Origin of the sequence: Mycolicibacterium iranicum (assembly GCF_002101705.1) — a bacterium.
Taxonomy (GTDB): domain Bacteria; phylum Actinomycetota; class Actinomycetes; order Mycobacteriales; family Mycobacteriaceae; genus Mycobacterium; species Mycobacterium iranicum.
Genome location: NZ_LQPC01000028.1, coordinates 121,176 through 142,135 on the forward strand (window position 1 = coordinate 121,176; position 20,960 = coordinate 142,135).

Annotated in this window: 17 protein-coding genes; 5 read left to right on the top strand and 12 right to left on the bottom strand. The window is 68.1% G+C overall.

Annotation, left to right across the window (positions count from 1 at the left end; all coding sequences use genetic code 11):
- Positions 1 to 97: 97 nt before the first annotated feature.
- Complete coding sequence (locus AWC12_RS11365; RefSeq protein ID WP_024445099.1) at positions 98 to 847, top strand: hypothetical protein; 750 nt, start codon at positions 98 to 100, stop codon at positions 845 to 847.
- 4 nt (positions 848 to 851) lie between these two features.
- Here AWC12_RS11365 and AWC12_RS11370 read toward each other — a convergent pair whose 3' ends face one another.
- From AWC12_RS11370 to AWC12_RS11405, 8 genes are all read right to left on the bottom strand, one after another.
- Positions 852 to 2,039, bottom strand: coding sequence for an N-acetylmuramoyl-L-alanine amidase (locus AWC12_RS11370; RefSeq protein WP_024445098.1), 1,188 nt, complete (start codon positions 2,037 to 2,039; stop codon positions 852 to 854).
- A gap of 84 nt (positions 2,040 to 2,123) precedes the next feature.
- On the bottom strand, positions 2,124 to 2,453 hold the full coding sequence (gene trxA, locus AWC12_RS11375; protein WP_024445097.1) for a thioredoxin: 330 nt from the start codon (positions 2,451 to 2,453) through the stop codon (positions 2,124 to 2,126).
- A complete protein-coding gene (trxB, locus tag AWC12_RS11380) occupies positions 2,450 to 3,445 on the bottom strand; it encodes a thioredoxin-disulfide reductase (protein WP_024445096.1) in 996 nt (331 codons plus the stop codon). The genes trxA and trxB overlap by 4 nt, the downstream gene beginning before the upstream one ends.
- Before the next feature lie 112 nt (positions 3,446 to 3,557).
- Complete coding sequence (locus AWC12_RS11385; protein WP_234813971.1) at positions 3,558 to 4,124, bottom strand: RsmA family anti-sigma factor; 567 nt, start codon at positions 4,122 to 4,124, stop codon at positions 3,558 to 3,560.
- A gap of 58 nt (positions 4,125 to 4,182) precedes the next feature.
- Positions 4,183 to 4,761 carry an RNA polymerase sigma factor SigM gene (sigM, locus tag AWC12_RS11390; protein WP_085174341.1) on the bottom strand — a complete coding sequence of 193 codons (579 nt, stop codon included), beginning with the start codon at positions 4,759 to 4,761 and terminating at the stop codon, positions 4,183 to 4,185.
- A gap of 56 nt (positions 4,762 to 4,817) precedes the next feature.
- Positions 4,818 to 8,402 carry a murein biosynthesis integral membrane protein MurJ gene (gene murJ, locus AWC12_RS11395; protein WP_085174343.1) on the bottom strand — a complete coding sequence of 1,195 codons (3,585 nt, stop codon included), beginning with the start codon at positions 8,400 to 8,402 and terminating at the stop codon, positions 4,818 to 4,820.
- Positions 8,377 to 10,752 (bottom strand): DUF6049 family protein, encoded by a 2,376-nt coding sequence (locus AWC12_RS11400; protein ID WP_085174345.1) that lies wholly within the window; start codon positions 10,750 to 10,752, stop codon positions 8,377 to 8,379. The genes murJ and AWC12_RS11400 overlap by 26 nt, the downstream gene beginning before the upstream one ends.
- Complete coding sequence (locus AWC12_RS11405; RefSeq protein WP_024445091.1) at positions 10,749 to 11,534, bottom strand: NUDIX hydrolase; 786 nt, start codon at positions 11,532 to 11,534, stop codon at positions 10,749 to 10,751. The genes AWC12_RS11400 and AWC12_RS11405 overlap by 4 nt, the downstream gene beginning before the upstream one ends.
- 85 nt (positions 11,535 to 11,619) lie before the next feature.
- Between AWC12_RS11405 and AWC12_RS11410 the strand changes: the two genes are divergently transcribed.
- Together AWC12_RS11410 and AWC12_RS11415 are read left to right on the top strand one after the other, a co-directional pair.
- On the top strand, positions 11,620 to 13,089 hold the full coding sequence (locus tag AWC12_RS11410) for a CCA tRNA nucleotidyltransferase (protein WP_085174347.1): 1,470 nt from the start codon (positions 11,620 to 11,622) through the stop codon (positions 13,087 to 13,089).
- A gap of 6 nt (positions 13,090 to 13,095) precedes the next feature.
- Positions 13,096 to 13,590 carry a pullulanase gene (locus AWC12_RS11415; protein ID WP_085174349.1) on the top strand — a complete coding sequence of 165 codons (495 nt, stop codon included), beginning with the start codon at positions 13,096 to 13,098 and terminating at the stop codon, positions 13,588 to 13,590.
- Positions 13,591 to 13,674: 84 nt separating this feature from the next.
- On the opposite strand, the gene AWC12_RS11420 is transcribed toward AWC12_RS11415, so the two are convergent.
- On the bottom strand, positions 13,675 to 14,460 hold the full coding sequence (locus AWC12_RS11420; protein ID WP_085174589.1) for a TIGR03084 family metal-binding protein: 786 nt from the start codon (positions 14,458 to 14,460) through the stop codon (positions 13,675 to 13,677).
- A 10-nt stretch (positions 14,461 to 14,470) separates the two neighbouring features.
- Positions 14,471 to 15,754: an MFS transporter gene (locus AWC12_RS11425; protein ID WP_085174591.1), complete on the bottom strand. Its 1,284-nt coding sequence runs from the start codon at positions 15,752 to 15,754 to the stop codon at positions 14,471 to 14,473.
- A 151-nt stretch (positions 15,755 to 15,905) separates the two neighbouring features.
- Between AWC12_RS11425 and AWC12_RS11430 the strand changes: the two genes are divergently transcribed.
- A complete protein-coding gene (locus tag AWC12_RS11430; protein WP_024445086.1) occupies positions 15,906 to 16,520 on the top strand; it encodes a YqgE/AlgH family protein in 615 nt (204 codons plus the stop codon).
- On the opposite strand, the gene AWC12_RS11435 is transcribed toward AWC12_RS11430, so the two are convergent.
- Together AWC12_RS11435 and AWC12_RS11440 are read right to left on the bottom strand one after the other, a co-directional pair.
- Complete coding sequence (locus AWC12_RS11435; protein ID WP_085174351.1) at positions 16,517 to 16,879, bottom strand: hypothetical protein; 363 nt, start codon at positions 16,877 to 16,879, stop codon at positions 16,517 to 16,519. The two genes, AWC12_RS11430 and AWC12_RS11435, sit on opposite strands and share 4 nt — an antisense overlap.
- Before the next feature lie 73 nt (positions 16,880 to 16,952).
- Entirely contained in the window at positions 16,953 to 17,855 is a 903-nt protein-coding gene (locus AWC12_RS11440) for an LpqN/LpqT family lipoprotein (RefSeq protein WP_085174353.1), read from the bottom strand.
- 276 nt (positions 17,856 to 18,131) lie between these two features.
- Here AWC12_RS11440 and leuS point away from each other — a divergent pair, with 276 nt between their 5' ends.
- The gene (leuS, locus tag AWC12_RS11445; protein WP_420087707.1) at positions 18,132 to 20,909 is read left to right on the top strand and encodes a leucine--tRNA ligase; all 2,778 of its coding nucleotides are present in this window, start codon (positions 18,132 to 18,134) and stop codon (positions 20,907 to 20,909) included.
- Positions 20,910 to 20,960 lie beyond the last annotated feature (51 nt).

The following is a 20,960-nucleotide window of genomic DNA, read 5'->3' on the forward strand; positions in this document are numbered from 1 at the left end:
TCAATTTCGGTGACCGGATCGAGCCGCGGTGGCGGCGGCCACCTATCCTGGAAGGGCAGCTGTCGGTTCGGGCACGGCGAAAAGACCGGGGAGAGTAGTGGCCGCACGTATCACGCCCCTTCGGCTCGAAGCGTTCGAGCAGTTGCCGAAGCACGCGCGACGTTGCGTCTACTGGGAGGTCGATCCCGGAATCGTGGGTGGGGGCGATCCGCTTTCTGATCCCGAATTCGAGAAGGAAGCGTGGCTGTCGATGGTCATGCTCGAGTGGGGATCATGCGGTCAGCTCGCGGTCGAGTGTCCCCCCATCGGTTTGGACGAGGCACCGCCGCCGGACACCGACGACGATCGGTGTCTGGGTTACGCGTTCTACGCGCCCCCGCGTTCGGTTCCCCGGGCCGGTAGGTTTCCGACCGGTCCGGTCAGCGCCGACGCCGTTCTGTTGACAACATTGGGCATCGAATCCGGACAGAACACCGAAGACTTGTCGCGAACACTGATCGCCGGCGTCGTGAACGACCTCGTTCGCCGCGGTGTGCGGGCGCTGGAGGCATTCGGCCGGACTGCCGAGGCGAGCGCACTGTCGGGGTTGGAGTCGGTGCCTTCCGACATCCGCCCCGTCGTCGAGGCCCTGGGAGATTGTTCCGTCGAGCAGTGCGTGCTCGACGCGGACCTGTTGACCGACGCCGGCTTCGTGGTGGTCTCACACCACACGTACTTTCCCCGTTTACGACTGGAGCTCGAGCAGGGGCTGGGTTGGAAGGCCGGCGTCGAAGCGGCGCTGGAACAACTTCTACAGAGTGCGCAGCTGCAGCAGCCTGTGGGCGCGGGGGCGAGCCCCTGCCGGTAGGGCCTCAGCCGCGGCGGGCCTGTTCCACTGCGAGTTCGTGCGCCAAGAGTTCGGCGAACGTGAACGTCCCTGTCGGGCGGTCGTTCTTGCCGAGTAGGTAGAGCCGCTTCACGGCTGCCAGGATGCCTTCGGCGAGCGCATCGCGCGATTCCGGTGACACCAGGGTGGCGCGATCGTCAGGATTGGTGATGTAACCGACGTCGACCTGGACGGTGGGCATGCGGGTGAGCCGGAGCAGGTCCCACGTGCGGCCGTGCACTCGACAGTCACGTAAACCGGTGCGTGCCACGACCTCTCGTTGGATGAAGTCGGCGAGATTGCGCCCGATGGTCGAGACGGAGCCGTGCGAGTTCCCGAAGTGAAAGGACGCCACACCGTTGGCGGCCGGACTGGTCTGGGTGGCGCACCGAAGGCTGATCATCATGTCCGCGCCGACGGTGTTGGCGGTCGCCGCGCGCTCGGAGTCAGTGGGCGAGGCGTTGACCGGGCGTGACAGGAAGGTCTCGATCCCGATTGCCGTCATCCGGCCTTCGAGCCGACTTGCCAAGTCCCACAAGATGTCTGCTTCGCTGATGGGCCCGGATGGCCCATTCATGATCAGACCGTGGTCTGCGCCGCCGCGGCCCGGGTCGACGATGATCCGCTTGCCGGAGAGCCGCGGCCCGCTGCTGCGTACCAGTTCTTCCTCGCGGATCGCGTGCGGCGAGCCACCGGTGACACGGGATCCTAGAAAATACAAGGAACGCAATGTTTCTGGGCCGCAGATTCCGTCCGGGTAGAGGCCGCACTCGCGCTGGTAGGACGAGAGCGCATTGTGAGTCTGCAGGCCGAAGTGCCCATCGACAAGGCCGGTGTAGAAGCCCAGATCCTGCAGGCGCGCCTGCAACGTCGCCACATCGTCGCCGTACATCGGCGCGCCGAACTGGTGGTTGAGGGTGCGCGCCCCCAACCGGTAGGAGGCTTCCTTGAGCGCGCGGTAGGTGGCCTCGCCGACGATGCCGTCCACGAGAAGCCCACGGTGCTGCTGAAATGCGCGCACGGCGTGATCGAGGTCGTCATCGAACATGTCCGCCGCGAAGTGCTTGCCGGTGGTCAGGTCCTCGTCGGGATCCCCGAGCATTCCGAGCGCGGCGAGTGCGGCCCGGATCTCGGCGACCGCACCACCGCGGTCACCGCGACGCAGACTCGACATAGGCAGCATTGTCTCAGACCGTCAGGAGATTCGGAAAAACCCCAGGCAGCCAATCATGCCTCGATGTGCGGAATTCCGAGGTGGCTAGATGACGTCGGCGAGCTCTCGCAGCAGGGCAGCCTTACCCTTGGCCCCGACGATCCGCTTCACCGGTTGACCGTCCTTGAACAGGATCATCGTCGGGATCGACACCACCTGAAAATCACGCGCCGTGGCGGGATTCTCGTCGACATCGATCTTGGCGACGGTCAGCGCGCCGGCCTTCTCGGACGCGATCTCCTCGAGCACCGGCGCGACCATTTTGCATGGTCCGCACCACGTCGCCCAGAAATCGACCAGAACCGGTGTGCCGCTGGACAGGACGTCGTCGGAGAACGAATCGTCGGTCACCGTCTTCGTGCTCGAATCGCTCATTGCTGTGCTCCAATCAGGTCAGTGTCATCTGTTGTCGTAGAGGTTCTTTCGCCGGGCTCGGCATGGTCGGCAAGCCAGCGTTCGGCGTCGATCGATGCGGCACAACCACTTCCGGCTGCCGTGATCGCTTGACGGTATGTGTGATCAACGAGATCGCCTGCGGCGAAGACACCTTCGACTGATGTGTAGGTGGTGCGACCCACGACCTGAACGTATCCCTCATCGTCCAGGTCGACCTGACCACGGACCAGCTCGGAGCGCGGGTCATGGCCGATCGCGACGAACACGCCTGTCACGGCCAGCGTGGATTCCTCACCGGTCACGCTGTTACGCAACTTGATTCCCGTCACCTTCGGGTCGCCTTCGATCCCGGTCACCTGGGTGTTGGTCAAGATTGTGATCTTCTCGTTCTCCTGCGCGCGCTCCAGCATGATCTTCGATGCACGGAACTCTTCGCGGCGGTGGATCAGCGTGACGCTGCGGGCGAAGCGGGTCAGGAACGTCGCCTCCTCCATGGCGGAGTCACCCCCACCGACGACGGCGATGTCTTGGTCGCGGAAGAAGAAGCCGTCACACGTCGCACAGGTGCTGACGCCCATGCCAAGCAGGTCGTCCTCGCCGGGGACACCGAGGTGGCGGGCTGCGGCGCCCATCGCCAGGATCACCGCACGCGCCTGGTAGGTCTCGTCGCCGACCGTGACCGATTTCACCGGCCCGGCGAGGTCGACCGCGTCGACATCTTCCATGCGCAGGTCCGCACCGAAGCGCAGCGCCTGTTCGCGCATCTCGTCCATCAGCTCGGGACCGGTGATGCCGTTGCGGAAGCCGGGGTAATTCTCGACCTCGGTGGTGGTCATCAGGGCACCGCCGAACTGCGAGCCCTCGAAGACCAGCGGCGTGAGCTGGGCGCGGGCGGCGTAGACGGCGGCGGTGTAGCCGGCGGGGCCGGATCCGATGATGATGAGGTCGTGAACGGTCTCTGAGGAGGTCATGCGAACCTTTCTGCCTGGGGCAAGAGTTCTCCCGAACCGCAGCTGGGTAAACACCTGCAGTCTCTCAACAACAGGGTAGGCCGGGGTGTTCCCGCGGCGTCACCGGGCGTGATCACCGATGTAACGAGGTCTCGGCGAGCAACGCGGTGTGCGCGTCGTCGCACCCCGGCTCGACGACGACGGCGCGGACCTCACCTGCCGTTTGACCAGGGAGCAGCATCAATACAGCCGACCGGCGGAAAGCCTCGAGTTGGCGGCCGCCGAGCACCTCTGACCCCGGCGAGTAGCCGAGGCCGGCCAGGCACGAACCACGCCGATGGGCATTGCTGAGCGGCCCGAGATCCGGCGGCGTGTCGAGCGCGGCACGAAGTTCGTCGTTCGAGAGCGGAAACGGCGGCCCCGACACCGTGATCTTCGATGCCGTCGGTCGCGCAGGAGATTCGGGCGACGAATCGTCGGCCAGCATGTGCGCGCCGACGACGGTCGCCAGCGCCGCGGCGCCCAGGCCGGTGAGCAGACCCACCGATTGCGCGCGGCTCAGCTTCGGACGGGCGATCGAGTGGACGGCAGGGCGTGGCGCCGAACGGAGGGCCGCGGTGACCCGTGCGCTCACCGCGGGCGGGACCTTGGCGGCGTTGTCGGCGCGCAACTGCGACAGTTCACGCCGGATGCGGATCACCGCGGCGGGATCGTCTGAGTCTTCGCTGGGCTCGATCGTTCGAGGCTAGTCGACCGACTCAATCTGCGGCGGCGCCGGCGGCAAGACAATTCAGCGATTCGGCGAGCTTCGTCCTGGCGCGGGAACACCGCGACTTGACCGTCCCTTCGGCGACGCCGAGCAGGCGCGCTGTCTCGGCCACCGAGAATCCCTGCATGTCGACTGCGACTACCGCGGCACGCTGCTCCACGGGTAGGCGCATCAGTGCGCGTTCGATCAGGATCGTCGTTTCCAGCTCTCCGGTCGGATCCACGGAACCGCACACCTGCTCGTCGAGGAGATCCCAGGCACGAATCTTGTTGCGGCGCAGACGATCCAGGCAGGCGTTGACCACAATGCGGTAGAGCCAGCTGCTCACCGCCGAGTCCCGGCGGAACAGCGGGGCGGTGCGGTGGGCCGCCAGCATCGCATCCTGCAGAGCGTCGGCGGCGTCGTCAGGGTCGCGACTGGTCAGTTGGGCGAGGCGATAGAGCTGCCGCTGGTGGCGGATGAAGAGTTCCTCGAAGGCATACCGGTCTCCGTTGACATGTGCAGTCAGCAGGTCGGCGTCCGTGCGCGGCTGCCCGGTCGGCCGCGGATCCACCCCGAAAATCCCCACAGCCGAACATTAATCGGCACCAGGGCAGGGTCCGGACACCAGTTTCGGTGCGACGGTCAGGAGCGTGCGTTGAGGGTGATCTCGGCGATGTCCGAGCGGCTTTCACCGCTCACCTGTCCGAGGGTCGAGACCCAGACGAGGACGTTGGAGGTCGGTTGTGCGTCCGGCACCTCGATGGTGTTGGAACCCGGCTTGAGGGGGGTCGGATCGGTCAGCGCAGTGGTGTCCTCGAGCGACGACGGTGTGGCGGTGTCCGCCGAACGAATCTGCACCGACGTACCCGTGCTGTTGAGGTTGATCGTGACCGAGCCGATGGTCGCCGGTTCGGGCAGCTGCAGCATCAGGCCCACACCGTTCTTGAAGTTCGGGAACGGCACCGGGTCGGTATAGGTGTCGATCGGCCACACCGTTGTCGGGTTGCCGTCGATGGCCAGCGGGGCGAGATCGGGTGCGTCGGCTTCACCCTCGGGCGAAAACACGGTAGCGCGAACAGGTTTGATCGCCGATCCGCTCGCGGCCGGGCTCTCCGACGTCGACGACGTTTCCGGAGCGTTGAGGCCCAGCTCGTCGCCGCCGAGGCCGCTGCCGACATCGCCGAAGATCCGGCTGAGCACTGTCGCGAGCAGGACCACCGCGACGACCACGATGACGCCGGCGACGCTCAGCCCGATGATGAGTCCTTTTCGCCGCCGCGCGGCGGCATCGACGTCGGGCTCCGGCAGCGGGTCGTCGTCGCGTTGCCCCGGCGCCGGGTCGTCGACGGGTGCGATGTGGTCGGTGCGGTCGGCGATCGCGGTGGCCTGCTGTAGCAGGTTGAGCAGCGTCGGGGCGCTGCGGATACCGCCGCCCTCCTGGACTGCGCGCGCTGCGGCAGCCGAGATCTGGAACGGAATGTCGCGGTCGACCAACTTCGGCTCGACAGGTTGACCGGCGGCGTCGAGGTCCGCCTGGGCAAGACCGCTGGGGTCACCGGTCTCAGGCAGCGGCCACTTGTTGATCAGCAGCGCATAGAGCGCGGCCCCGATGCCGCGGATGTCGTCGTCGGGGGAGGCGTCAGGCAGTGTCGCGGGGAACGCGAGGGCAACGTCGCCGTCGATGCTGACCCGGATCCGATTCGGGTGGTCGATCGACAGTGCCACGCCGTTGCGGTGCGCGACCTCGGCGGCTGCGGCCAGCGACTGGATGGCGCGGGCCCCGCCGATGGGCGACGGATGGGTGTCGGCCACCTCGGCCAGGGACCCACCGCGGATCCACTCCGAGACCACGAGGCCGCCGCCGCCCGTCTTCACGACGTCGAGCACCCGGGCGACACCGGGCATGTCGATGCGGCTGAGCCGCTGCGTCCGGTCCAGGATCCCCTGGACCGTCTGCGCGGGCATCGTCGACTCGGGGTCGACGAATGTCAGCGCGACCTGCCGGTCGAGGGCCGTATCGAGGGCCTGCCAGAACTGAAGGTTGGCAGGGCCGCCGTGGGAGACGAGGAGCCGGTAGCGCCCGCTGACTGTGGCGCCCGGGATCAGCTGGAGCTCTTCGGCGGAAGTCGCGGTCTCGATGGCGGGCTCGCGCGGCGGATCGAAGGCGGGGACCTCGCGGGTGGGGTCACCGCCGTAGTCCGACGGCGGCCGCGGTGGGGATTCCGACGCGGGCCGGGCAGTCGGGATAGACGTCGGAATGGCGGTCGTCGCGGAGTCGTCGGCGGGGGCGTGGATGCCCTCGTCGGGAATGTCGGGGACGTCGGGCTGGAAGTCGTCGGGTCGAACCGTCGATTCAGATCCCGACGGCCGGGCGATCCTGGTCGTGGCGGCGGGATCAGAGGAAGGCGAAGAATCGCTGGTGGGTTTGTCGCTCACCGCAGATCCTCTCCGCCTCCCGTCGGCGGCAACCTCGGCCGATGGTTGCCTTCGATCAGGGTACGTGAGCGGTCTAGGCGGTATGGCCCGGACCGGCGGTGCCGGCACCGGTGCGCGGCTACCGACGCGCCGCCGAACCGCAGACAGCGCCGCCTGGGCGTCAGGGACCTTCGCAGCAAGCATCACGCCGGCGATGATCGGCACCATCACCAGGCCGAGCGCCAGCAGCCGCAGCAGAGAGCCGCCGGCACCCCAGTGCTCGGTCAGGTTCTCCAGGCCGGCCAGCGTGTCGATGACGTGGGCGATGAGGCCTGCGGCAAGCGACGCGGTGATGGTGACCAGGATGGTTCGGACGACGTCGCGGCCGACGAGCCGTCCGTCGGGCGGATCGAGCCGCGCCCGCAGCAGCAGATAACCGACGGTGGCGCCGGCGAGGAAGCCGAGACCGTTGGCCAGGCCGAGGTAGCCCGCGACCAGTTCGCGGTCGTCGGTCAGGTGTGGCGCTGCCAGCGACGCGGCGACCTTCACCACGGTGATGACGACGATCAGCACGATCGGCGTCCACGGTTCCTGCCGGGCGTAGAACACCCGCAGCTGCAACAGGACCAGGGCGTACGGGATGAGCGTGAAGGACGAGAGGGTGATCGCCATCCCGAGATACCCGGCGTCGACGGCGCCGAAGTTGCCGTAGGAGAACAGCGCGCTGCCGATGGCGGGCCCGCCGACGGTCATCATCGCCACGATGGGTATCAGCGACACCATCGTCAGGCGGGTGGCCAGTGAGAGATCGGCCAGCACGGCCGGGCCGTTCTCGGCCGCGGCGTTGCGCGAGAGTCTCGGCATCACGACCGTCAGCACGGTGACGCCGACGATGCCGAACGGGAGCTGCAGGATCAGCCACGTGTAGTTGTAGATCGCCGGGCCTGACGCGGCCGCCGAGCTGGCGACCTGATTGCCGACGATGAAGCCGACCTGGCTGATGAGCACGTAGAGCACCATCGCGACGGCCATCATCCCGAACTTCTTCAGGCGGTCGTCGATGCCCCACAACGGCCGCAGGCTGACCCGCTCGCGGCGAATCGCGACGAACAACACCGTGGCCTGGGCGACGACGCCGAGCGTAGTGCCGATGCCCAGGACTAGGAGCTTGGCGTTGCCCATCTCGACCGGATTCAGCGAGAGTTCGCCCGGCACAAGGACATACACCACCAGCGTGAGGATGGCGACGACGTTGTTGACCACCGGCGCCCAGGCCGGTGGTCCGAAGATGTTGCGGGTGTTCAGGATCGCCATGAACACCGAGGACAGCCCGTAGAAGATGATCTGCGGCAGCAGCAGGTAGGCGAACGCGGTCGTCAGCGGGCGGTCGACGAGCGGATCGGGCCCCAGCATCAGGTCCACCAGCAGCGGCGCAGCCACCGTCGAGAGCAGCGTGACCACCAGTAGCAGCGTGGTGGCAAGCGTCAAAAGCCTTCGGACGAAAGCGGTTCCACCATCGGGGTCATCGCGTTCGGCGCGGGCGAGCACCGGCACGAAGATCGCCGTGAACGTCGCCTCGAGCACCAGCGCGGCAATCATGTTCGGCAGCTGGTTGGCCACCGTGAATGCGCTCGACAGCGCCGCGCCGAGGATCGCGGCGAGCAGCACGATGCGCGCGAACCCGGTCAGCCTGCTGACAAGGGTGGCCAGCGCCATGCCCCACGACCGCGACACCACCGCCGCGTCGGACATCTCCTGGCGCTCCGCCGCGCGGGGCGGAGGGGTCTCACGCATCGGCCGGGGTCTCGTCATCGCGGTAGGAGAGTGCCACCTCGATCGGGTCGGGCCGGTCGAGATCGGCGCGGTCGGGCTGGCCGCGGAACCGGTGCCACAGGCGACGGCCGACCAGCAGCGCCAGCACCGCGCCACCGGTCAGCGTGATGAAGAACAGCACCTTGCCGTAGGCGTTGGAGTGCACCGACAGGCGTACCGGCTCGCCGAGCGGCACACCGTCGGCGGTGCGCAGGGCCACATCCACGGCGACACGCTGGGTGAAGTGCACCTCGATGGGGACCTTGAGCGGCAGGAAGCCCGGGGGTAGCACGATCTCGCCCATGTCGGTCACCGTCATACCTGGGGGCGCGTCGATGTCCAGACGCACGCGGATCGGCACCGGGAGGTCGTTGCGCAGCGCCAGAGGCAGCGGGCTGCGTTCTGTCGCCAGCGTGTAGGACCCGCCCGGGTTCACAATCGTGACGGCGTTGAAGAGATCCTCAACGGTGCGTCCCACGGCCGTCAACCGCTGCTGGGCAAGCCCGTTGCGGGCGTCGGGCGGCACCGAAAGACTCAGCGCGCGAAGCAGATCCTCGCGCAGCGGCGCGGTGTACTGATATCCGGTCAGGCCGGTGCGCTCATCGGTGGTCAGCGCCGCCGTCAGCCCCCACAGGCGTCCCGTCGCCGCGGCGATGCCCGTCACCACGCCTGCGTCGAACCGGCCGCGGGGGTTGCCGAGCGGCCCGGTGGGGAGCGGGGCGTCCCGCGCCGCGGCATTGGCCTCGTTGATGAGTACGGGCAGCGGGCGGGGCATGGCGAGCCCGGCGCGGATGCTGGTCGCCACCGCGCTGAGGATCGACTGGGCATCCTGGGGGCTCAAGTTCCACATCAGCGGCGGCATCAGGATCTCGGTCCGCGGTGTCGTCTCCGGGTGCAGGCTGCGCCACAGCAGCGAGGCCAGTGCGTCCTGGCGGCGTGCCGCCGCGGAGTCCTGCTTGACGGAGACATCGAGGGACGGATCGACATAGGACGGGGACTCCGGAGTCGGGCCGACGCTGGCAAGGGCTGCGCCGACAGCCGGATCGAACGGTGCGGCCACGACGGAGGGGGTGTAGCGGATCGGAGCGGTGTCGGCGGTCTCGGCCATGCCGTCAGCAGTCTCCTCGGGCCCGACCAGGTTCGCCGCGCCTATCGCGACCGTCGGCCCCTGCCCGGCGAGCAACTGGACGGCTGGTGCGGTGAGCGGGCCGTCACCGATGAGGCTTGCGCCTCGGGTCGAGGTGATGCCCAGGATCTGGTCGACGATGCCACCGGCCCCGGTGGTGGCGATCGAGGACAGACCGGGATCGGCGACCCGGTTCAGCGCGTCGAGATCGGCCTGCGCGTACGCCGTCGGCGCCACGCACATGCGCCGCGCCAACGCCTTGAGCCGAGTCATCCAGTCGATCGCGGCCTGCTGTCCGGCACCCGGGTGGGTGGGTGTGCCGGGCCCGGCGTCGGCGGCGTCGTCGACGACGTAGCCGGTGGTCATGGCGTTGACGGTCACCAGCAGATCGGGATCCACAGCCAGGCACAGCGCGCGGGTGACGTCCCCGCCGGGATCGACCTCGGGGCTGGTGGCGAAGTCCACGGCGGTCAACATCGTGTCGAGGCGCCCGCCCGGGGCCAGCGAGGTCGCGAGTTCGTCGTCGATGAGACGCACCGGGGTGGTGCCGCCGGGTGCGCCCGCAGCGAGCCTCGGCCGGTCGGCCAGCGGCCAGAACATCGTGAGCCCGACCGGACGGGTGGTGTCAGGCGGTACCGCGGACTCGAGTGCGTCGGTGGCGGTGGTCTCGGCATCTTGACCCTCCGGCCCCTGCTGGGGAGGGACGCCGAGCACGGGAAGAAGGAAGCGCGAGTCGTCGAGACGTGCCGCGGCCCCGTAGTCGGGGGTGCCGTTGACGTTGACCATGAACGGATACACGCCAGGGGTGTCGATCCGCAGCGACGACCCCTCCTGCGACCTCAGCGGGAAGGCGAGCCGAAACGGAACCTGCTGTCCGCGTGCGAGTTCCGGTGCGGCAGTGATGAAGTCGGCGACGGGTTGGTACTGGTCGACATTCCCCGCGAGGTCGGTGCGCAGCGCGCTGGACGACGTCACCACCGGGGCGCGCTCAAGGCGCACCACGACATCACGCACCTCGCGGTCGCCGACGTTGCTGATCGTGCCGGTCACGGTCACCATCTGATCGCTGGTCGTGGTGACGGTGTCGGGGGTGATGCTGTCGATCTGCACGCGCAGGAACGGGATCGACGGCGGCTGGGCGGCCGCGAGTGGGGGAGCGGCGAGCGGCGCCACGGCAAGCAGCAGCGCGACAACCACCACGAGCAGGCGCCCAGGCCCTGTCACGGTCCTTGACCGCAGCCGTTCGTCCGCCGGCCGGGCTGGGGTTGAGCGCTGGTATCAGGCCTGCGCTGGCGGGTGTGGGAGTGCGTCTGACCGCGGCGTCGCGGCGTCGTGCGAGGCAGCGGCGGAAGCGCGCCGGGCCCGTCGGAATGCAACTTGTCGATCAGTTCGTCGGCGACCTCGGCGAGCTTGCGTTCGTCGGCGTATGCCAGCCGTGACGGCAGCTCCCGCAGCGGAACCCACGCCACTTCGGTGACCTCGAGGTCTTCGTCGGAGAGCTCGCCGCCGAGGAAGCGCATCAGGTAGTGGTGCACGGTCTTGTGTACTCGCCGGCCCTCGGTGACGAACCAGTAGTCGATGCTGCCCAGCGCGGCCAGCACGCTGCCCTGGATGCCGGTCTCCTCCGCTACCTCGCGAATCGCGGTCTGCTCGGCGGTCTCACCCATCTCGATGTGGCCCTTCGGCAGCGACCACAGCATGCGTCCGCGCCGGTCGATGCGGCCGATGAGGGCCGCCACCTGATTGTCCTTGGGCCCGTCGAGGCCGTCGATGACGAGACCGCCCGCGGACGTCTCGTGGACGGTGCGAAGCCGTTCCTGAGGCCGCCGCGCCCGCGTCTTCTGAGGTTTGGGAACCTGGCCGGACTTGTCGCCGGATGCACCGTTGGAACTGTGCTGGGGGTGGTTGGCGGACTGGTCGGAACCGGACTCGGGAGGGCCCGCAGCGCGTCGGCCGCGGCGCCGTCCTCGGCGCCGTCGTGGCCTCGCCTGCTCCCCGTCCGACACCCAAGCGATAGTAGCTGGCATGAACAGCGCCCCTCACCACACTCGCCGGTCGGTGACATGCCTGTGACCAGTAGGCTCACCGGACGTGCCCGACCCTAGCCGCGACGCCGTGACCGACACCGAGTTGCTCGGTGCTGCGCAGGTGGCGCTCACCGAGCATGGCGAGGTGCTGCGCGGGTTGGGGAGGGTGTTCGCCGACAACGGCCATGAGCTGTATCTGGTGGGCGGAAGTGTGCGCGATGCGCTGCTCGGCCGCCTGGGTGAGGACCTGGACTTCACCACCGATGCGCGTCCCGACCAGATGATGCGGTTCCTGCGTCGCTGGGGTGACGCGATGTGGGATACGGGCATCGACTTCGGCACCCTGGCGATCGGCAAAGGCACGGACCGCCTGGAGATCACCACGTTCCGCGCCGACACCTACGACCAGGTATCCCGCAATCCCGAGGTGCGGTTCGGCGACAACCTCGCCGATGATCTCGTCCGCCGTGATTTCACGGTGAACGCGATGGCGGTGCGCATCACCCCCGATGATCCTGCGGGCATCGGTGAGTTCCTCGATCCCGTGGGCGGTTTGGCTGCTCTGCGGCAGGCTGTGCTCGACACTCCGTCGGAACCGGAGGTGTCTTTCGGCGACGATCCGCTGCGAATGCTGCGCGCGGCGAGATTCGTGTCGCAGCTCGGCTTCGCGGTGGCGCCGAGAGTGCGGAGTGCGCTTGAGGAGATGGCGTCGCAGCTGTCGCGGATCACCGCCGAGCGGGTCGCGGCCGAACTCGACAAGCTGCTTCTCGGCGCTGATCCCGTCGCCGGCCTGGACCTGATGGTGGAGACGGGGTTGGGCGACGTGGTGCTGCCGGAGATCGGCGCGATGCGCATGGCGATCGACGAGCACCACCAGCACAAGGACGTCTACCAGCATTCGCTGACGGTGCTGCGGCAGGCCATCGATCTCGAGGAGGGCGGTCCCGACCTGGTGCTGCGCTGGGCGGCGCTGCTGCACGACATCGGCAAGCCCGCGACGCGCAGGCATGAACCCGACGGCGGCGTGAGCTTCCACCATCACGAGGTCGTCGGCGCGAAGATGGCGCGCAAGCGGATGCGTGAGCTGAAGTACTCCACGCAGATGATCGCCGACGTCTCGCAGCTGGTGTATCTGCATCTGCGGTTCCACGGCTATGGCGACGGGCGGTGGACCGATTCGGCGGTGCGCCGCTACGTCACCGACGCCGGACCGCTGCTGAGCCGCCTGCACAAGCTGGTGCGTGCGGACTGCACGACCCGCAACAAACGGCGCGCCGCGCGGCTGCAGGCGAACTACGACGATCTGGAACGACGCATCGCCGAGCTGGCGGCCAAGGAAGACCTGGAGCGGGTCCGGCCGGACATCGACGGCAACGAGATCATGAAGATCCTCGGGATCCCGCCGGGCCCTGAGGTTGGTAAGGCGTGGAACCACCTCAAGGAGTTGCGGCTCGATCGCGGCCCGCTCGACCACGACCAGGCTGTCGAAGAATTGTTGAGGTGGTGGAACGAGCAGGGCGGTCCGCGCGTCTGATCAAGTGTGGACTTCTGCTTGGGTGACCCGGACGGGTCCGCCACCGTGTGGTCTGCCGGTGCGGATACGGATTTCGACGGTGACGGCGTGTTCGACGCGGTCGGTCTCGACGTCGACGACGACGGATTCGACGACGTCCTGCTCGATCTGGATATCGACGGCATGGCCGACCACGCGGTGCTCGACCTCGACGGCGACGGAACACCCGAGGCGTACGTGACCGACGACGGCACAGGCACCTGGGCGGTGGCCGCCGAGCGCGCAGGCGCGGCGTTGCGATGGCTCGGTCTCGACGGTGTCGAGCACCCCGCGTCCTCGGCGCCGGATCTCGATGCGGACGGATCGCCGGAACGCCTCGGCGACTCCGACGGCAACGGCCTGGCCGACCGCGCGTTCGGTGATGCGCAGGCCTGGGTCGACACGGATCTCGACGGGCGCTGGGATGTGCGGCTGTCCGACGGGAACGGCGACGGCGCCGCCGACAGCGTCGAGTACCTGTGACCTCGCACCGCGAGCGCGCGGGTCTGCACACCGACACGCCGTCGAGGACGGCATTTAGGGCGCCGTCGCCACGGTCGAGTACCTCTAGCCGCGCCCCGGCCCGGGCGGCCCTGCGAAGGCCTGCGCGATCGTGAGCCATTTCTCGGCGTCGGCTCCGACGGCGACGACGTCCAATGACGCCCGCGGCCGGCGCTGAGTGACGAGCATGCAGAAGTGTTCGGCCGAGCCGGTGACGCGCTGAGCGGCATCCTCGGGACCCCACGTCCATTCGCTCTCGGCAGAGTCCGCGGGCGCGGAAAGTTTCACGTGGAACGGTTCCGCCGGCGGGGTCAGCCCGTGCACGGCATACGCGAAATCGCGTGTGCGGACCCCGATGTGGGCGATCGATCGCAACCGCGACGTCGGCGTCCGTGTCACTCCCAGCGCATCGGCCACGTCGAGGCCGTGCGCCCAGGTCTCCATCAGCCGTGCGGTCGCCATCGACGCCGCGCTCATCGGCGGACCGAACCAGGGCAGCTTGCGCCCCTCGGCGACCGTGAGCAGTTCGTCGTGCAGCGCGGCGCGGGTGGCGCGCCAGTCCGCGAGCAACGCGTTCGGGGGCGTCACCGCGAGCTCTTCGGCACCGGCGTCGACGAATCCCGTCGGGTTCTTCGCAGCCGTCTCGAGGATCGCCGCGAACCCCGCCTCGTCGATGACCGAGGTGAGCGCCACGCGGTCGGTCCACAGCAGATGTGCGATCTGGTGGGCGATCGTCCACCCCGTCGCCGGGGTCTCCCTTGTCCACTCCTTCGGCGGAAGGGACGCGACGAGCGCGTCGAGATCGTCGCCTTCTGCGCGCAGATCGGCGACCATCGGGGCTGCTCCGGCCATGCGGATCACCCTAGCCGCGGCGCCGGCGGCGCCGTGCCACGGTCGCGTGCACAGCCAGGCCGACGAGATAGAGGGCGCTGCCGAGGAGAGCGAGCGCCGCTGAGTGCCCGTCGGGCGGGATGACGAACGCGGCGCCGGAGATCGCGACGATGAACGCCACCCAGAACAGGGAATCCTGCACCGCGAACAGGTGGCCGCGCAGTGCGTCGTCCACGTCGATCTGCATCGCCGTGTCCGCACAGAGCTTCACGACCTGGCCCGCGGCGGCAAGCAGGAAGCCGCACACGATCATGACGGGCAGTTGCAGCGTCGCACCGGCCAGCTGCACCACCGCGGCGAAGGCGAGCGCACCGTTGGGCGTGACGTAGCGGCCCCACTTCTTCACCAGTGCCGGGGTCAGCGCGGTCGAGAGGAACTGCCCCGCACCTCCGGCGGTGACGAACAGCACCGTCGTGCCGAAACCGGCGACGGTCGCGGCGTCGGTATGGCGCACCATCACAAGTACCAGCAGCGTGTTGATCCCGAACACCATGCGGTGAGCGGCCAGCCCCGCGAGAGTGGCCGACACCGTCGGGACGGCGAGCACCGTGCGCGCACCGTGCAGCCACCCCGTAGCCACCGCGTAGACGACCGATCCGTGCACCGCGCGGGCGCTGTCGTCGGGGCCCAACAGACGCGGGGGGAACCTCTTGGCCAGCCACAGCGCCAGCGCCACCGGCACGGTGACGAGAAAGATGACAATCGACGAGCCGGAGTCCCCGGCACCGAACTGCCAGCGGGGCAGCAGCATGAAGATCGCACCCGCGAATGCCGCCACCGAACCGGTGGCGGTGGCGACGGAGTTCATCGTGATCACCTGCGCGCGCGGCACCACATGTGGCAGAGCCGCGGACAAGCCGGAGGACACGAACCGCGTGAAACCGTTGACGAGCAAAGCACTCAACAAAACCGGAACGTCACTGACGCCCGCGGCCAGCAGCGCCCCGACCCCGACGATCACCGCGAGGCGGCCGGTGTTGGCGGCCACGAGGACCAGCCTGCGGTCCCACCGGTCCAACAACGCGCCCGCAAAAGGCCCAAGAAGCGAATACGGCAGGAACAGCACCGCGAACGCGGCCGCGATCGCCCACGGCTCGGCTTCACGTTCGGGGTTGAACAGGATGGCCCCGGCGATCCCCGCCTGGAACAGACCGTCGCCGAACTGGCTGACCGCACGCAGTTCCAGCAGTCTGCGAAACTGGGGCAGCGCGCGCACCGACCGCCACAACGTGCGGGGAGCGCGTTTGTCGGGCACGGCTGTCACGTCCTGTTGGCAAGGGTGGGGCGGGGGCTCGTCGCGCGAACGCTGAACACGGCGCCGTCGCGACCCGCACCACAGTACAAATATCGCGAGGCGCCCCGCTTGTTCGCCACGATCATGCTGCCCGTGGTGACATGATGGTCGGATGGCGCAGCCAGACGATCCCGAGGATTATCAGGACAGAGTCGCGCCCGTGGCTCCCCGGGTGCGCGCCGGCACACTGCTCCTGGCCAACACCGACCTGCTGGAGCCCACCTTCCGCCGCAGCGTCATCTACGTGGTCGAGCACAACGACGGAGGCACGCTCGGCGTGGTCCTGAACCGGCCGAGCGAGACAGCCGTCTACAACGTGCTTCCGCAGTGGACGAAGCTGGCGACGAAACCCAAGACGATGTTCATCGGCGGTCCGGTGAAGCGGGACGCCGCACTGTGTCTGGCGACGCTTCGGGCCGGGGCCGACCCGTCCGGCGTGAGGGGCCTACGCCATGTGCAGGGCCGCGTGGTGATGGTGGACCTGGACGCCGAACCCGACTCGCTGGCGCCGCTGGTCGAAGGGGTGCGCATCTTCGCCGGGTACTCCGGCTGGACGATCGGTCAGCTCGAGGGTGAGATCGAGCGGGATGACTGGATTGTGTTGTCCGCGTTGCCTTCTGATGTTCTGGTGGAACCGCGGGTGGACCTGTGGGCCAGAATACTGCGGCGGCAGCCTATGCCGTTGTCGCTGATGGCCACCCACCCGATCGACCTGAGCCGCAACTAGCTCCCGCACGACAGCGTGCACGAACCGCACGCGCTGCCGCAGACACCGGCCGCCGCAGGCGCTGCCTGCCGTGCGTTCTCGCGGGTGACGGCCTTGGCGCTCTGCCAGCAGCCGGCGGCGACGGTGCCGAGCGCGCCGGCAATGCACACGACAAGGATCACCAGCCCGGTCGACGGTGGCACCGTCAGGGCGACCACCCCGCCCGCCCCGAGCATCAGAGCTGCCGCAAGTTGGGTCGGCGCCACGGCGCGCAGCACCTGCTGCACGAAATCGGTCGAGGGGCGGCGCGTCAGCGACCACATGCCCAGCGCCGCGGTCACGACGGCCGCGCACAGACTCAACACGGCGGCGACCAGCATGAGCCTCAGAATACGGGGTTCTGATTGGGCCGCCGTCCCCCGGGCGCCAGGCTTCGCCCGGGGGACGACGTCGTTATCCCTGCAGTCCCAACAGCTGTGGCGGGGAAGCCACTGCGGGGACGTTGGGGGCTTGGGGCGGCGCCGCGGCGGGCTGCGGCAGCGCCGTGGTGCCGGGAAGGGGCATGACCGGGGCCGGGGGTCCTGGCACGCTCACCTTGAAGCCGTTGACGATCGCCTCGGTGGCGTTCGCGGCCGCGACGACCTGATCAACGCTGGTGGTCACCGAGAGCGACACGAGGTAGCTGTCCGGGCCGGCGGTGGCGATGACGTGCCGGCGCGACGTGTTCAGCGTCATGTTGTTCTCGCGATAGGTGCCTTCGATGACCGAGGACGGCATCCCCCCGAAATCGGCGAGCGATGCGTCGGTGGAGCGCCAAGCCGGCAGCTTCTGGCTGTCGACGAAGCCGTGGCTGATGGCTTCCTTCGGGTCGAACTGGCCCACCAGCTTGTACACGGTGACCTGGGCGTTCGACGAGTACAGTCCGTTGCCGCCGACACGGTCGGCCAGGACGGCGAACGCGTCCGGAACGTTGGGATCCGGGATGTGCTCCCAGCCGCGCGGCTTCGGTAGCACGATGTTGAGCGCGCGGAAGTCTCGGCTGGACTGGGGTTCCATCGCGACACCCTTGGAGGCGAAGAATTCCGCGAGGGTTCCCGACGTGGCAGGCGTGATGGTCGATACGGGGCGCGGTGGCACGACCGGGACGGCGGGCGTGGCGGCGGCGGGGACTGTCGCTGCAGCATTCGGGGCGACGGTGACCGTCTGCGTCACGGTGGCGGGGATGGGGACCGTCGGCTGCGGAATCGTGGGCTGCGCGGACGCCGTGGAGGTGACGCCCAACACACCGGCGACACCGGCGGCACACGCCCCGATGCCTCCTGCCAGAACCCGCCAGTGGCGGGCGATTTCGCTCATCCGAGTGCTGTCCTTCCTCGATGGGAGCTGTCAGGCGAGAAATGTATCCACGGCCGTCGCGGCGTCACCACCCCCGGAACCGACCTGGAATCAACCCCTGATGCATCCGCAACGGAACCGAGATCTAACCCGTGGCCGGAAAATCGGCGAGCGGGATGCTTATACCCTGGTGGGGTGACTGAAACGCCGACTGCAGCTGGATCAGAGTCCTCACGCGAGCGCTCGGCCGGCGACGACACGCCGCGGCACCGCTACACCGCGGAACTCGCCGGTGAGATCGAACGTGCGTGGCAGCAGCGGTGGACCGAGTCCGGAACGTTCGACGTTGCCAACCCGGTGGGGTCGCTTGCGCCGGCCGACGGTGGTTCGGTGCCCGCCGACAAGATGTTCGTCCAGGACATGTTTCCGTACCCATCGGGTGAGGGCCTGCACGTCGGGCATCCATTGGGTTACATCGCCACCGACGTGTATGCCCGGTATTACCGCATGATCGGCAGAAACGTGTTGCACGCGTTGGGTTTCGACGCGTTCGGTCTTCCCGCCGAGCAGTATGCGATCCAGACGGGCACGCACCCGCGCACCAGGACCGAGGCCAACATCGTCAATTTCAGGCGGCAGCTGGGCCGGCTGGGGCTGGGCCACGATTCCCGCCGCAGCTTTTCGACCACCGACGTCACGTATTACAAGTGGACGCAGTGGATCTTTTTGCAGATCTTCAACTCCTGGTTCGACACGTCGGTCAACAAGGCGCGTCCGATCGCGGATCTGATCGCAGAGTTCGACTCCGGCGCGCGCTCCCTCGAGGACGGACGGGCGTGGGCGGATCTCGATGCGGCCGCCCGCGCCGATGTCATCGACTCCCATCGCCTGGTGTACCTGGCTGATTCGGTGGTGAACTGGTGCCCCGGGCTGGGCACGGTGCTCGCCAATGAAGAAGTGACCGCCGATGGCCGCAGCGAGCGCGGCAACTTTCCCGTCTTCCGGAAGCGTTTGCGGCAGTGGATGATGCGGATTACGGCCTACTCCGACCGGCTGCTGGACGATCTCGCGGTGCTGGACTGGCCGGACAAGGTCAAGGCGATGCAGCGCAATTGGATCGGCCGCTCCGTTGGTGCTTCAGTACTCTTCGGCACTGACGCCGGTGACATCGAGGTGTTCACGACGCGACCCGACACGCTGTTCGGCGCGACGTACATGGTGCTGGCGCCCGAGCACGACTTGGTGGACGATCTGGTCGCCTCGTCGTGGCCCGAGGGTACCGAGGAGCGTTGGACGTTCGGAGCGTCGACGCCGGACGAGGCGGTGGCCGCCTACCGGGCGGGAATCGCCGCCAAGTCCGATCTGGAGCGGCAGGAGAACAAGTCCAAGACCGGAGTGTTCCTGGGGTCCTACGCGACGAATCCGGCCAACGGTCAACCGATCCCAGTGTTCATCGCCGACTACGTGCTGGCCGGATACGGCACAGGCGCCATCATGGCGGTGCCCGGACACGATCAGCGCGACTGGGATTTTGCCACCGAGTTCGGGCTCCCCGTGGTCGAAGTCGTTGCAGGAGGCGATGTCTCCGTCGAGGCGTTCACCGGCGACGGACCACTGGTCAACTCGGGATTCCTGGGCGGTATGGACGTGGAGTCGGCGAAGGCGGCGATGACCCACCGTCTGGTTTCCGATGGGCGTGGTCAAGAGCGCGTCGAATACAAGCTCAGGGATTGGCTTTTCGCGAGACAGCGCTACTGGGGTGAACCGTTCCCGATCGTCTATGACGCCGACGGCCGCGCGCACGGCCTGCCCGAAGAGCTGCTGCCGGTCGAGTTGCCCGATGTGCCGGACTATTCGCCGGCGTCGTTTGATCCCGAGGACGCCGACAGCGAACCCTCGCCGCCGCTGGCCAAGGTGACCGACTGGGTCAACGTGGAACTGGACCTCGGCGACGGTGTGAAGTCCTACACCCGCGACACGAACGTGATGCCGCAGTGGGCCGGCAGCTCCTGGTACGAGCTGCGGTACACCGATCCGTACAACGAAGAAGCCATGTGCGCCAAGGAGAATGAGGCGTACTGGATGGGTCCGCGGCCGGCCGAGCACGGCGTCGAGGACCCGGGCGGGGTCGACCTGTACGTCGGGGGCGTCGAGCATGCGGTGCTGCATCTGCTGTATTCGCGTTTTTGGCACAAGGTCCTGTTCGATCTCGGTCATGTCAGCTCGCGCGAGCCGTACCGGCGGTTGGTGAACCAGGGCTACATCCAGGCATTCGCCTACACCGATGCCCGCGGCTCGTATGTGCCCGCGGCCGATGTGATCGAGCGCCACGGCAAGTTCTTCTACGAAGGTGCCTCCGGCGAAATCGAGGTCAATCAAGAGTTCGGCAAGATCGGCAAGAGCCTGAAGAATTCGGTCTCGCCGGACGAGATCTGCGACAACTACGGCGCCGACACGTTGCGTGTGTATGAGATGTCGATGGGACCGCTCGAGGCTTCACGGCCCTGGGCGACAAAGGATGTCGTCGGCGCCTACCGGTTCCTGCAGCGGGTGTGGCGTCTGGTGGTCTCGGAGGACACGGGCGCCTCGGTCGTCACCGATGATCCGCTCGACGACGACACCCAGCGGCTGTTGCACCGCACGATCGCCGGCACCGCCGAGGATTACGCCGCGCTGCGCAACAACACCGCCGCCGCGAAGCTCATCGAGTACACCAACCACCTGACCAAGCAGTCGGTGACATCTCGGGCAGCCCTGGAGCCGCTCGTGCTGATGGTCGCCCCGCTGGCGCCGCACCTTGCCGAGGAACTCTGGCGACGGCTGGGCCACGAAACGTCGCTTGCGCACGGCCCGTTCCCTGTCGCCGACGAACGGTTCCTCGTCGAGGATACGGTCGAGTACCCGGTGCAGGTCAACGGCAAGGTCCGCGGTCGCGTCACCGTGCCCGCCGACGCCCCCGCCGACGCGGTGGAGTCGGCCGCACTGGCCGACGAGAAAGTGGTCGCCTTTCTGGACGGGAAGACACCGAAGAAGGTCATCGTCGTCGCCGGGCGGCTCGTCAACGTCGTCGTCTAGTTCCCAGCGATTTCGGCGTGCGCAGTTGCGCTCATCGCAACCGCGCACGCC

Coding starts and splice junctions, on each gene's coding strand:
- AWC12_RS11370 (WP_024445098.1), bottom strand. CDS start 2,039: ATGTCGAGTCTGCGTCGCGGTGACCGCGGTGGTGCGGTCGCCGAGATC.
- trxA (WP_024445097.1), bottom strand. CDS start 2,453: ATGAGCGATTCGAGCACGAAGACGGTGACCGACGATTCGTTCTCCGAC.
- trxB (WP_024445096.1), bottom strand. CDS start 3,445: ATGACCTCCTCAGAGACCGTTCACGACCTCATCATCATCGGATCCGGC.
- murJ (WP_085174343.1), bottom strand. CDS start 8,402: ATGACGAGACCCCGGCCGATGCGTGAGACCCCTCCGCCCCGCGCGGCG.
- AWC12_RS11420 (WP_085174589.1), bottom strand. CDS start 14,460: ATGGCCGGAGCAGCCCCGATGGTCGCCGATCTGCGCGCAGAAGGCGAC.
- AWC12_RS11430 (WP_024445086.1), top strand. CDS start 15,906: ATGGCGCAGCCAGACGATCCCGAGGATTATCAGGACAGAGTCGCGCCC.
- AWC12_RS11435 (WP_085174351.1), bottom strand. CDS start 16,879: ATGCTGGTCGCCGCCGTGTTGAGTCTGTGCGCGGCCGTCGTGACCGCG.
- AWC12_RS11440 (WP_085174353.1), bottom strand. CDS start 17,855: ATGAGCGAAATCGCCCGCCACTGGCGGGTTCTGGCAGGAGGCATCGGG.